Source organism: Albidovulum litorale (assembly GCF_025751495.1).
GTDB classification, from domain to species: Bacteria; Pseudomonadota; Alphaproteobacteria; order Rhodobacterales; family Rhodobacteraceae; genus Albidovulum; species Albidovulum litorale.
The window spans coordinates 231706-243247 of sequence record NZ_JAOWKZ010000005.1 but is presented as its reverse complement, the minus strand read 5'-3'; the positions used below and the strand labels follow the sequence as shown (position 1 = coordinate 243247).

Annotated in this window: 15 protein-coding genes; 4 read left to right on the top strand and 11 right to left on the bottom strand. The window is 63.6% G+C overall.

Annotated elements, in window-relative coordinates; translation table 11 throughout:
- Nucleotides 1–167 precede the first annotated feature (167 nt).
- The 6 genes from OEZ71_RS19070 to OEZ71_RS19045 all read right to left on the bottom strand — a co-directional run bounded on the left by OEZ71_RS19070 (nucleotide 168) and on the right by OEZ71_RS19045 (nucleotide 3866).
- A complete protein-coding gene (locus OEZ71_RS19070; RefSeq protein WP_263741673.1) occupies nucleotides 168–815 on the bottom strand; it encodes a hypothetical protein in 648 nt (215 codons plus the stop codon).
- A gap of 153 nt (nucleotides 816–968) precedes the next feature.
- Nucleotides 969–1745: a GNAT family N-acetyltransferase gene (locus tag OEZ71_RS19065; protein ID WP_263741672.1), complete on the bottom strand. Its 777-nt coding sequence runs from the start codon at nucleotides 1743–1745 to the stop codon at nucleotides 969–971.
- An 89-nt stretch (nucleotides 1746–1834) separates the two neighbouring features.
- Nucleotides 1835–2431 (bottom strand): hypothetical protein, encoded by a 597-nt coding sequence (locus OEZ71_RS19060; RefSeq protein ID WP_263741671.1) that lies wholly within the window; start codon nucleotides 2429–2431, stop codon nucleotides 1835–1837.
- A 190-nt stretch (nucleotides 2432–2621) separates the two neighbouring features.
- Nucleotides 2622–2843: a pilus assembly protein HicB gene (locus OEZ71_RS19055; protein WP_263741670.1), complete on the bottom strand. Its 222-nt coding sequence runs from the start codon at nucleotides 2841–2843 to the stop codon at nucleotides 2622–2624.
- Nucleotides 2840–3262: a putative toxin-antitoxin system toxin component, PIN family gene (locus tag OEZ71_RS19050; protein WP_263741669.1), complete on the bottom strand. Its 423-nt coding sequence runs from the start codon at nucleotides 3260–3262 to the stop codon at nucleotides 2840–2842. The genes OEZ71_RS19055 and OEZ71_RS19050 overlap by 4 nt, the downstream gene beginning before the upstream one ends.
- 37 nt (nucleotides 3263–3299) lie before the next feature.
- Nucleotides 3300–3866, bottom strand: a complete 567-nt coding sequence (locus OEZ71_RS19045) for a hypothetical protein (RefSeq protein WP_263741668.1) — start codon at nucleotides 3864–3866, stop codon at nucleotides 3300–3302.
- Between the two features lie 350 nt (nucleotides 3867–4216).
- Between OEZ71_RS19045 and OEZ71_RS19040 the strand changes: the two genes are divergently transcribed.
- Complete coding sequence (locus OEZ71_RS19040; RefSeq protein ID WP_412175656.1) at nucleotides 4217–5533, top strand: DEAD/DEAH box helicase; 1317 nt, start codon at nucleotides 4217–4219, stop codon at nucleotides 5531–5533.
- An 18-nt stretch (nucleotides 5534–5551) separates the two neighbouring features.
- Here OEZ71_RS19040 and OEZ71_RS19035 read toward each other — a convergent pair whose 3' ends face one another.
- Nucleotides 5552–6010, bottom strand: a complete 459-nt coding sequence (locus tag OEZ71_RS19035; protein ID WP_263741666.1) for a hypothetical protein — start codon at nucleotides 6008–6010, stop codon at nucleotides 5552–5554.
- 382 nt (nucleotides 6011–6392) lie between these two features.
- On the opposite strand from OEZ71_RS19035, the gene OEZ71_RS19030 reads away from it, so the two are divergent.
- Nucleotides 6393–6992 carry a thymidine kinase gene (locus OEZ71_RS19030; RefSeq protein WP_263741665.1) on the top strand — a complete coding sequence of 200 codons (600 nt, stop codon included), beginning with the start codon at nucleotides 6393–6395 and terminating at the stop codon, nucleotides 6990–6992.
- A gap of 298 nt (nucleotides 6993–7290) precedes the next feature.
- On the opposite strand, the gene OEZ71_RS19025 is transcribed toward OEZ71_RS19030, so the two are convergent.
- The 4 genes from OEZ71_RS19025 to OEZ71_RS19010 form a co-directional block, all read right to left on the bottom strand.
- Entirely contained in the window at nucleotides 7291–7626 is a 336-nt protein-coding gene (locus OEZ71_RS19025; RefSeq protein ID WP_263741664.1) for a tRNA-binding protein, read from the bottom strand.
- Entirely contained in the window at nucleotides 7623–8435 is an 813-nt protein-coding gene (gene proC, locus OEZ71_RS19020) for a pyrroline-5-carboxylate reductase (RefSeq protein ID WP_263741663.1), read from the bottom strand. The genes OEZ71_RS19025 and proC overlap by 4 nt, the downstream gene beginning before the upstream one ends.
- Before the next feature lie 75 nt (nucleotides 8436–8510).
- Complete coding sequence (locus tag OEZ71_RS19015) at nucleotides 8511–9014, bottom strand: type III secretion system chaperone family protein (protein ID WP_263741662.1); 504 nt, start codon at nucleotides 9012–9014, stop codon at nucleotides 8511–8513.
- Nucleotides 9015–9225: 211 nt separating this feature from the next.
- Nucleotides 9226–9474 carry an accessory factor UbiK family protein gene (locus tag OEZ71_RS19010; RefSeq protein WP_263741661.1) on the bottom strand — a complete coding sequence of 83 codons (249 nt, stop codon included), beginning with the start codon at nucleotides 9472–9474 and terminating at the stop codon, nucleotides 9226–9228.
- 116 nt (nucleotides 9475–9590) lie between these two features.
- On the opposite strand from OEZ71_RS19010, the gene lgt reads away from it, so the two are divergent.
- Together lgt and OEZ71_RS19000 are read left to right on the top strand one after the other, a co-directional pair.
- On the top strand, nucleotides 9591–10469 hold the full coding sequence (gene lgt, locus OEZ71_RS19005; protein WP_263741660.1) for a prolipoprotein diacylglyceryl transferase: 879 nt from the start codon (nucleotides 9591–9593) through the stop codon (nucleotides 10467–10469).
- On the top strand, nucleotides 10466–11539 hold the full coding sequence (locus OEZ71_RS19000; RefSeq protein WP_263741831.1) for a class I SAM-dependent methyltransferase: 1074 nt from the start codon (nucleotides 10466–10468) through the stop codon (nucleotides 11537–11539). Before lgt ends, OEZ71_RS19000 begins: the two co-directional genes overlap by 4 nt.
- Nucleotides 11540–11542 lie beyond the last annotated feature (3 nt).

Here is an 11542-nt window from a genome sequence, read left to right as displayed (position 1 = left end):
AACGCACGATCCGCAAGGATCGGGCCGGGAGAGCCGGATCAGGAAACTCTCCAGTGGAGAGTTTCCCCGGCGAAAGGTCGGGAGAGACGCGCCTGCGCACAAGCTGCGCACTCCGGGAATATCGACTAACGGCATTGGCTTGTTTTAAAAATAAGCGCTGAACTATCCTAGTTTCGGTCGCAATCCTGAGAATCAGAATATTCAATCAAGCGGCCACGAAACTCGTCCAGAGTTGCCTTGTCGGAATACGACATTCTGAAAATTATATCAAAATCTGGAGCCTTCCCAAAACAAGTTTCCAACACCCACCAGTTCAAATCTGATTCCTTCGGAAATATCTCATAGAAGAAATCACTAATCTCATTGGTGCTTTCGTCGAAGATGAATGGCCAGATAATCTGTGGATACCGCACCTTCACCTCGGTCGTGAAAAAGCTTAACGCTCGTGTATACCGCGCGTACTCGGATGTAGGAGGTATCTGAAATTCATAATATTTTTTTTCGTTATTCCGTTGCTCCGTCACCTCGCTGATTTCATCGACAAGAAGGTTCGCCAAGTTGAAGTCTCTTCTATAGGAAATAGCCCTGTTTGTGGGGCACGCGACGTCAAGCTTTCTTGAAAACTTGACCCGGCATTCCTCAATTTCGACGTGGGAATACCCCATTCCTTCCAAGCTCTCCGCGAGTCGCGCCGCTGGGTCATTAAATTCCTCCCCATAGGCGTCGAAATTCGAAAAAGTGAGAATAATAGAAAATATGAGAAGCGTTCCACACCACGTTGCGGCAAACAAAACTCTACTCCAAGCTTGGTCCATACTTATTATCCGATTGCGTATTTGTCTTTCAGACTGTGAGTACAGTTCAGCGTAACGTTTAGAAAGCCCCTCACACAACTACCTAACCCGTCACGGGAGGGCGTTCGCCCGGAAAACGGTCTGCTGGACGGTTCCCGACCCGGTCTCACCCCCTCACTTCGGCGGTGACCACATCCGCCAGCACGTGACCTCCCGGTAGCCCATCCGCTCGTATAGCGGATAGCCCATTTCCGTCGCCTGCAACGCCGCCACCTCGCAACCGTGCCCACTGCGGCCCGCCTCCGCCGCATAGGCGGTCATCGCGAAGCCGAGCCCCCGGCCCCGGTGCGCCTCCAGAATGCACACGTTGTAGATGCCCGCGCACCTGACACCCGCCCCGTCCGACACCGCGCAGAGCGAGGTTGCGACCGGGCGGCCCTCCCACCGGCCGACAAAGAAACCGAACCGATCGTCCAGCAACGCCGGGTCGCAGGCGGGCCCGAACAGGCTGAACGGAATCCCGAACGCCTCGGCCACGACCTCGAAATGGCATCGCAGCCCGGCGAAATCCGTGACCTGCTCCACCTCCAGCCCCTCGGGCATGACCGGCGGCGAAATCCGGTCGAGCACCATATGCGGCACCTCCTCATCGACGCTGAACCCCCGCGCACGCAGCGCGGGCTCAACCCCCGGCGCATCCGCCGCCCGCGTCGCGACCGTCCAGAGGGGCGAGCCATGGCGGGAATAAAACGCCACGGCCGCGTCCAGCGCCCGGTCGGCATCAAGGTCCGGCCCGCAGAGGATCGTCGGGTTAAACGTCGCAATCTCCGCCCCGCTATAGATATGCAGCGCCCCGTCCCGCGCATCACAGACCCCGCCGGGCAGCAACCCGGCCATCCCGGCAAAGGTCGCGACGTAGTTGTCTTCCGCGATCCTGTCTCTTGCGGTCATGGTGGAAAGGGGCCCCCCGATATCGACATCGGCACTCTACCACGAAGCCGCCAGCGCACATCCCGGTTTCAGCGCGTCACGCCCCGCCCTCAGCGGCAGACATAGACCGCCCCGCCGACCACGACCACACTCGCCGCCGCCCCGGCCAGCACGCCCGGCGCATTCAGCGTCGCCGCAACGGCGGTGCCGGTTTCGGTGAGAAGTGCCGCCAGCGCGCTCGCCTGCCCGGTCAGCACCAGCACCCCAGCCTGATCGCGCACCGACGTCACGCCGCGCGCCATCGCGCCGACACCGACCGAGCCGATCTGCACCACCTCGTCCTTCGTCGCATTGACGATCCGGCAGGCGCGCGAGGGCTGGGCGCAGCGGCCATAGGCGTCGCGCCTGCCCTCGGCCACGGTGCGGTACTCATCGCTCTTCTTGTCATAGACCGCGCAAAAGACCGCGCGTTCGGCCTCGGTCAGGCCCGGCACCATATAGGCGATCACCACCGCACCGGGGCAGGTCTTGCGGCGGGTCAGGCGCTTTTCACGGAACGAGGAATAGACCTCGGCCTTGCGGTCATAGCGGATCGCCACCTCGACACCGTTGAGGTTGGCGCGGCATTCCTGCTCGGCGGCACGGCCCGCACCCGGCAGCATCAGCGCCCCGGCCAGCGCCACGGCGAGCATCCACAAACACCGCATGGCCCGCTTCCGCCGCCCGCATTCAAACGCCCGAGAGATATAGCGCCGCCTGCGGAGCGGCAAGCGGGACATTATTGACGGGCTGAAGCCCGGCGAGAGGGCGCTGCGCTGCGGCACGACCGAGGGACAGCAGCAAGCCGGAGACAGGTTGGTTCCGTGCGAACCCACCGGATCATCTACTTTTACCGACTTACCCCGGCCGTCCCTCCAGCCAAGCCACGGCGCGTGCCGCATCCGCGCCCTGACCACGTTCGGTGAAGAAATCCGCCGCCCGCGCCGCACCGACTTTCTCGGCCAAGGCCAGCGCGATGAACTGGTTCAGCGATACGCCTTCGCGCATCGCGAAATCCTCCGCCGCCGCTTTCAGCGATTGCGGCAGGTTCAGCGATACCCGTGCTTTCGGTGCGGTCATGTCACGATCCTTCTCAAGGCCTCCGCCGGGCTCAGGACTTCGATCCCGAACCGGCCCGGCGCCGCCCCGAAATCCCGCGCATTATGCGTCACGATGGCGACGGCCCGCGCGTTGACCGCCGTTTCCAGCACCATCTCATCTCCAGGGTCGCGCAGTTGCGGTCGCCAGAGGAAATGCAGGTCGACCGGCGTGACCGTCCCCGCAATGTCGGTCAGGAACGCCCCGATCTCATTCCGCGTGATCCCGGTCTCCAGCAGGAACTCGGCCCGGTTCAGCACGTCTTCATATTCATAGAAGAGCGGCACCGAACAGCACCAGCGAAAGCCGCCCCGGAATCCGGCGATCAGAAGCGGATTGCTCGCCCCCGTCCGGCTGCGAGTGCCCGCGACGATGACATTGGTATCGAGGACAAGTCGCATGCGTCATATATAGCGTAACATTGTATATAACGCAATATCACCCCCCAACCGCAATCTCGCCCCGTGCCACCATCTCGCGCCGCTTCTCGGCATGGACCTCGGCCTGAGGGCGCCAGTTGTAGCGGGTGTCGGCCACGGTCGGCGACCAGAAGAGCTTGCCGCCGTTCCGCCAGGGGTCCAGCACCATGCCGTCATAGATCGTGCCCCCTGGCAGGCTGACCAAAGCCGTCGAATGGTCGATGCCAAGGAATTCCGGCGTGGCGATGGCGCGCTGCACTTCCAATGTCTGGAAGTTCTCCTGCTTCAGCCGCTTTTCCATATCCTCGGCCCAGTGCCAGCAGAGCCCGCGTGGCTTCAGCCCCATATTGACCTTGGTGTTGTGGACCAAAGGCGGGTCAACGATCTCATATTCCCGCGCCAGATGCGCCGACCAGGAATAGGCAATCTCGGCGGCCCGCGCGGCCTCCTCCGGATCGACCCCCGGCCCCAATGCGCGGATGCCAGCCGCGAGGTCCGCAACCTGATCGCGGCTCGCCACCTCCGGCGCTTTGGCGCAGGCCGCAAGCAGCACGATCAGCGCCAGTAAGCTTGCCCAGAGTCTCATTCCCGCCTCATGTCCCGTTTCGCGTTCCGCCCAGCATAAAAGCGGCGCGGGTGGAGTTCCAGACAGGCTCACCAAAAGCTGAACGGGGCGTGCGCCTTTGCCATACGTTTTGCCGACAGGATGCCGACGCGTTGCAGACGCTTGACTTATAGTCCGAAATACCTCATCTGCCCCCCGTCCGACCGGCCCGCTGCCGCGTGAGCAGCCGTTCCCCGATAATGGGGGCAGAGGCCCGGATACCGGTTCCCATGTCACGCCAGGGGTCCTGCGGTTCGCGTCGAACCGCACCCCGCTGATGCCCACGCCGCGCCCGAACGCGCCCGGCGTGACCCGACTTTTCCGGCCCATTGATGGGGCCGAACCCACAGGATAAGACATTGAATTACTTCGAAGAACTCGGCATCGACAAACGTGTCGTCGCCAACCTCTCCCAGATCGGCCTGACCGAGCCGACGCCGATCCAGACCCGCGCGATCCCCGCTGCCCTCGACGGCCGCGACGTGATGGGCCTTGCCCAGACCGGCACCGGCAAAACCGCCGCCTTCGGCCTGCCGATCGTGACGAAACTGCTGGAAATCGGCCGCCGCCCCAACCCCAAGACCTGCCGCGCCCTGATCCTTGCGCCGACGCGCGAACTGGCCACGCAAATCACTGAAAACCTTCAGAAATTTACCGCAGGCACCCCCGTCCGCAGCTTCCGCGTCGTCGGCGGGGCAAGCCCCAACGCACAGGCCCAAAGGCTGTCTTCCGGCATTGATATTCTGGTCGCAACCCCGGGTCGTCTGATCGACCTTCTTGACCGCAAGGCCGTGAAACTGAACGAAGTTCGTTATCTGGTGCTGGACGAGGCCGACCAGATGCTCGACATTGGTTTCATCCACGCCCTGCGCAAGATTGCGAAGCTGTTGCCGACGGAACGTCAGACCATGCTCTTCTCGGCGACGATGCCGAAACTGATGGACGAGATTGCCGCAAGCTACCTGACCAACCCGATCCGGGTGCAGGTCTCCCCCCCCGGCAAGGCGGCAGAGAAGATCGAGCAGGGTGTGCATTTCGTCAATCAGGGCGACAAGGCGAAGCTTCTCGACGACTACCTCGTCCAGCACCCTTCCGAACTGGCGCTGGTCTTCGGCCGGACCAAGCACGGCTCAGACAAGCTCATGAAATTGCTGGAAAGCTGGGGCCACAATGTCGGCGCGATCCATGGCAACAAGAGCCAGGGTCAGCGCGAACGGACCCTGCAGGCCTTCCGCGACGGCAAGATCAAGGTGCTGGTCGCGACCGATGTCGCCGCGCGTGGCATCGACATTCCCGACGTGCGCCATGTCTACAACTATGACCTGCCGAACGTGCCCGACAACTATGTCCACCGCATCGGCCGCACCGCGCGGGCGGGCAAGGCGGGCCGCGCCGTGGCCTTCTGCGCCCCGGCCGAATTCAACGATCTGAAGGCGATCGAAAAGGTGATGAAAGCCGCGATCCCGGTCATCGGCGGCACCGCACCTTCAGGGGCCGAGGCGAATGCCGCCGCCAAGGACGCCAAGGCCAAGCAGGGCCAGCGTCAGGGTCGCGGTGCCGCCCATGGGCAGAAACAGCGCCCGGAAGGCCAGCCGAAACGCCCGGCCCGCCGCCCTTCGCGTCGCCCGAAGCGCACCAAGGCGGCTTGAGTCTAAGGGGAGGCCGGTTCAGCCGGCCTCCTGCTCGAGGCTCAGCTTCATGTCGATCAGCACTTTCTGGATCGCGAGCGTCTCTGCCAGAAGGCGCTTGGCCTCGTTGATCGAGATCTTACCGTCTTCGATCGACTGGTTGTATTCGCCCATCAGCATCGCGAACCGCTGGGAAAGCGCCACGACATCGGAATTGATGCCCCCGGCTTTGGCGTTGCGACGATCCTCGTCATAGGACAGCGTTATCCCGCGCAGATCGGCCAAGGCCGCCGTCACATGCGGAAACCGCGAAGCCCCTTCCAGTGCCGCGACAACATCTATCGGCATGAACCTATCGGCATGGTCGGCATCGGCCGAGTAATAGCGCCCGAGCGTTGCCTTCGACTTGCCGCAGAGTTCGGCCGCGGCCTCGATGCCGACATCCTTCACCAGTGCCTCGGTGTGTTTCTTCAAGTAGCTGCCGACCGTCCCGGACAAGACCAAACTCCCTACCACATACCCTCTTCCTCAGCGTTTTCGCATCAGAGGGGGAAATCAACCCTGTCATTCCCATTAATCCCCCCGCCCCGATTTGTCATTTCTAAAGCGTCCCGTGTTTGGGGATGGGTATGAGTTTCCGGCGACCCGACGTCGGTTTTTGGTGGGGGTTCGTCGCGCTTCTGGCAGGTGGGAGGGCCAGAGCCGGGAAACCGGCAGCCGCGCGGCGAGCCTTTTTTGGTCATGAGTAGGATGCGTCGTGGGGCCAAGGCCGGCCACGATGGCACATTGCGTTCGGGTTACCGGCCGGGCCGGGGAAGCCTTGGGTGGGCTTCCCCGGTACTGCCTTGCGCGCTTGGTGCGGGCGACGCTATGAGGCGACATGGCCAAGCTCTACTTTCACTACTCGACAATGAACGCCGGCAAGTCGACGCTGCTTCTGCAGGCATCGCACAACTACCGCGAACGCGGCATGGTCACCTATCTTCTGACCGCGCGGCTCGACGACCGGGCGGGCGCGGGCCGGATCGCCAGCCGCATCGGCATCGGCGAGGCGGCCGATACCTATGACACCAAAACCCACCTCTTCGCCACGATCGCCGCGCGGCTCGGTCAGGGGCAGGTCGACTGCATCTTCCTCGACGAGGCGCAGTTCCTGACCAAGGAACAGGTCTGGCAACTGGCCCGCGCGGTCGACGATCTCGGCGTTCCGGTCATGTGTTACGGACTTCGCGTCGATTTCCGCGGCGAGCTTTTTCCCGGCTCGGCGGCCCTGCTGGCACTCGCAGACGAGATGCGCGAGGTGCGCACCATCTGCCATTGCGGCAAGAAAGCAACGATGGTCGTCAGGCGCGGCTCCGACGGCAAGGCGATGCGCGACGGGGCGCAGGTGCAGATCGGCGGCAATGAAACCTATGTGTCACTTTGTCGGCGGCACTGGCGGGAAGAGATCGGCGACCGACCTGCTTCCGACCAGACCTGATCCAATTGAGGCGCCTTACGGCGCCAAGACATCTGTCGTGCCTGCGCCAGAAGCGCAGCCCCTCGGTTCCCTCCAGCGGGAGTATTCTCGGACAGAAAGTGAGACAGCCCGCCCCGGTTTCGGGACGGGCTGCACTTCCTGTCGCGGTCAACGGCGCTCCCGCCTGTACCGCAATTTGGATACTCACCGAACAGAGTTAAGAACCCGTTACCCACTTTCTGTCCGAAAATACTCCCCAGGGGGGACGGGGGACGGGACGTCCTCCGGCGTGTCGGCCGAGGCAAAGCCGAGGGCGAAATCAGTAAAGCCGCCCGCCCTCCGGCACCTCGTGGCCCGGCCCGATCAGCACGACCTCGCCGTCCGCATCCGGCACCCCCAGCACCAGAACCTCGGACATGACCGGCCCGATCTGGCGTGGCGGGAAATTGACGACGCCCAGCACCTGCCGTCCCACCAGCTCCTCTGGCTGGTAGTGCCGGGTGATCTGGGCCGAGGATTTCCGCTCGCCGATTTCGGGCCCGAAATCGACCCAGAGCCTGATCGCGGGTTTGCGCGCCTCGGGGAAAGGTTCGGCCCGCGTGATTCGTCCGACGCGGATATCGACCTTCAGGAAGTCATCAAAGCTGATCGTCATTTGCCCAGTTCCCGTCCCCGTTCGGCCGCCGCATGCACCGCCTCTTTCAGCAGCGCCGGAAACCCGCGCGCCTCATCCATCAGCACGCCGAGGGCCGCGGCAGTGGTTCCCCCGGGCGACGTCACGTTGACCCTCAGTTGCCCCGGCCCCTCTTCGGCCGCTTCGGCCAGAGCGCCCGCCCCGGCCACCGTCGCGCATGCCAGTTTCAGGGCAAGCGGCGCGGGCAGGCCTTCGGCCTCTCCCGCCGCCGCCAGCGTTTCAATCAGGTGGAAGACATAGGCGGGGCCGGAACCTGAAACCGCCGTCACCGCATCCATCTGATGCTCTCCCTCCAACCTTACAACCTGCCCGACCGCAGACAGAAGCGCCTCGGCGAGCTTCAGATGCGCCTCTGTCGCCTTGGAATTGCCGGTGATCGCAGTGATGCCCTTTGCGATGGCGGCGGGTGTATTGGGCATCGCGCGGACGATGGGCGTTCTCTCGCCCAGCACCGCCTCGTAGGTCGCGATGGTCGTCCCGGCGGCAACGGACAGGAACAGCGTCCGCCCGCCACCCAAAGCCGCGATGCCGGGCAAGGCCTCGGTCATCATCTGTGGCTTGACCGCGATCAACACAATGGCAGGCGCGGCGGGCAGATCCTCATTCAGATGCACGCCCTGTGCCTTCAGCCAGTCCGAGGGATAAGGGTCCGTCACCCAGACCGATCCGGGCGGCAGCCCGCCTTTCAGCCAGCCCGCCAGCATCGCCGAGCCCATCTTGCCGCAGCCCAGAAGCACGAGCCCCCGGTCGCGAACGTCATCCATAGTCATGAAGGCCTCCTCTGTCGCGGGAGGCAGATTAGCGATCCGGCGGCGGAGGGAAAGCCCCTGCCGCCGGATGGCCCCTTACGCGCGCCCGTAGGCCTGGGTCATCGCCACATCCATGGCGCGCTCGGGGCTCTCACCGCCCCAACAGGTGAGCTGGAAGGCCGGGTAGAAGCGTTCGGCAGAGGTCACCGCCTCGCCGATCAGCCGGTCGATCTGCTCCGGGCCCGCAACATGGCCGCCATTGAGCACGAGCCCATAGCGCCAGACCATCAGTCGCTGTTCGCGCCAGAAGGTGAAACCGCCGGACCAGACCATGTCATTGGCCCGGTTCAAAGCTTCATAAAGCGCCGGGATAGTTTCCTCCGGCGGGTCCATCTCAAAGGTGCAGATCAGGCGCAGGGTCTCGTCATAGCCCGACCAGGCCAGCGTGATGGAATAGGTCCGCCACTGACCCTCGACCGCCATGGCGATCTGGTCGTCGGTCACCCGGTCGAAATCCCATTCGTGGTGTTCGGCCAGCGTCTCGACAATGTCGATCGGATGCAGGTCCTCGGTGTTCAGGAAGTCCTCGGATAATGACATGCCCGGCCTCTCTGGTTGTGGCCTTGCGTGGATGGCAGCCCGCAAGGCTTAGGTGCCCGCTCAAGGTACGGCGGATGTTACCGCCGCCCTTACCAGATATGGTGTAGGCGAACACAGGGCCTGTAAAGCAATTTTTTGTTAATTCCCACAAAATCTTGTGGATAGACAGCCGCCCGGCGCTAGTGACGGGTGTGGCACGAGCCGACCGTCGTCAGCCCTTCTTGCCCTTCTCCAGCGCCTCGATCCGGGCCTTCAGCGCCTCGTTCTCTTCCCGCGCCTTCTGGGCCATGGCGCGGACGGCGTCGAACTCCTCGCGCGTCACGAAATCGCGGTCGGCCAGCCAGCGGTCCATCCAGGATTTCATCGCCGTCTCGGCCTCGGTCCGCGCGCCCTGGGCCACGCCCATCGCATTGGTCATCAGCTTCGACATGTCGTCGAGGAACTTGTTCGGTCCGCTCATCGGTGCCTCCTTGCCAGGCAAAATCGTGTTGTCGACTATATGCGGGCACGCGTCCGAAAGCTCAAGGTTGACTTCGTCGCGGCCGCGCGCTCTGAGAGGGGCGCAAGGAGACGTTCATGCACGCTGCCATTCCCTTTCCCGACATTTCGAACGACATATTTTCGATCGACCTGTTCGGCATAACGCTGACGTTGCGCTGGTATGCGCTCGCCTACCTGGCAGGCATCATCGCCGGGTGGCGCATCGTGCTGGGGCTGATGCGGCGCCCCAAGCTGTGGCCGAACGACACCGCTCCAACCGCGCCCGAACGTATCGACGACCTGCTGACCGCAATCATTCTCGGCGTGATTCTGGGCGGGCGGCTGGTCTATGTCTTCGTCTATAACCGCGGTTATTTCCTCGCCAATCCGGGTGAGATCATCCAGATCTGGCAGGGCGGCATGGCCTTTCACGGTGGGTTTCTCGGCGTCGTTGTCGCCGGACTCTGGTTCTGCCGTCGCCACGACGTGCCGCGCCTTCAACTCGCCGATGCGCTGGCGTTGGTGGCACCTATCGGCCTCTTCTTCGGACGGATTGCCAATTTCGTGAATGCCGAGCTTTGGGGGCGGCCGACCGATCTGCCCTGGGGCGTGATCTTTCCGGGCGAAACGGCGCAGACCTGTGCGGGCATCCCCGTCGGCGACTGCGCCCGCCATCCGAGCCAGCTTTACGAGGCGGGGCTGGAGGGGCTGCTTCTGGGCCTTGTCCTGTTCATCCTTTACCGGCGCGGCGCACTGAAAACGCCCGGTCTGATCACCGGCATGTTCCTGATCGGCTATGGGCTTTCGCGGTTCGCCGTTGAATTCGTGCGACAGGCAGATGCCCAGTTCATCACGCCGGACAACCCGATGGGATATGCGGTGCAGGCGGGCGGTTTCGGCCTGTCGATGGGGCAGCTCCTGTCATTGCCGATGATCGTGGTCGGGGTGTGGCTCTGGCGTCGGGCGCGGGCGTGACGCCGCTTGGGCGGATCATCGCGGCACGGATCGCCGCCGAGGGGCCGATGAGCCTGTCGGATTACATGGCCGAATGCCTCCTGAACCCCGATCACGGTTATTACGCGACCCGTGATCCCCTCGGCGCGGCAGGCGACTTCACCACCGCGCCGGAGATCAGCCAGATGTTCGGCGAAATGCTCGGCCTCTGCCTTGCCCAATGCTGGATGGATCAGGGGCGGCCCGCCCCCTTCCTCTTGGCCGAGATCGGCCCCGGGCGCGGCACTCTGATGGCCGATATCCTGCGGACGATCCGAGCGGTGCCCGGCATGGCCGATGCCGCGAATGTGCATCTGGTCGAAGCATCGCCTGCGCTTCGTGCGAAACAGGCCGAGACGCTGAAGGGCCATACCCCGCACTGGCATGACAGCATTGCCACACTGCCCGACGGGCCGCTCTACCTTGTTGCCAACGAATTTTTCGACGCGCTGCCGATACGACAGTTCGAACGCCGCATCGAGGGATGGGCAGAGCGGCAGGTCGGTCTGAAAAACGACAGGCTGGTGCCGGGCCTTGCCCCTCCTGCACCGGCGGCACTTCTGGCCCACCGCACACATGACACGAAGCCCGGGGATATCGTCGAACACTGCCCTGCCCTGCCTGCCATTGCCGGAGAGATCGCCAGCCGCATCGCTGCACATGGCGGCGTCGCGCTGATCGTCGATTACGGCGACTGGCGCTCACTCGGCGATACGTTCCAGGCGCTGAAGGATCACCAGCCGGTCGATCCCTTTGCGGAACCGGGTCTCGCCGATCTGACGGCGCATGTCGATTTTCAGTCGCTTGCGGACGCCTTCGCGACGGATGCGACAAGGGCAACGGCAATGACCCCGCAGGGTGTATTCCTCGAACGGCTCGGCATCACGGCACGGGCGCAGGCGCTTGCCCGGAACCTCGCGGGTGAAAAACTGGAAAGCCACATCGCCGCGCATCGGCGCTTGACCCATCCCGAGGAAATGGGACAGTTGTTCAAGGCCATCGCCTGCCACCCGAGGGGCAGCGCGCCGCCTCCCGGATTGGACCTTGCCTGATGT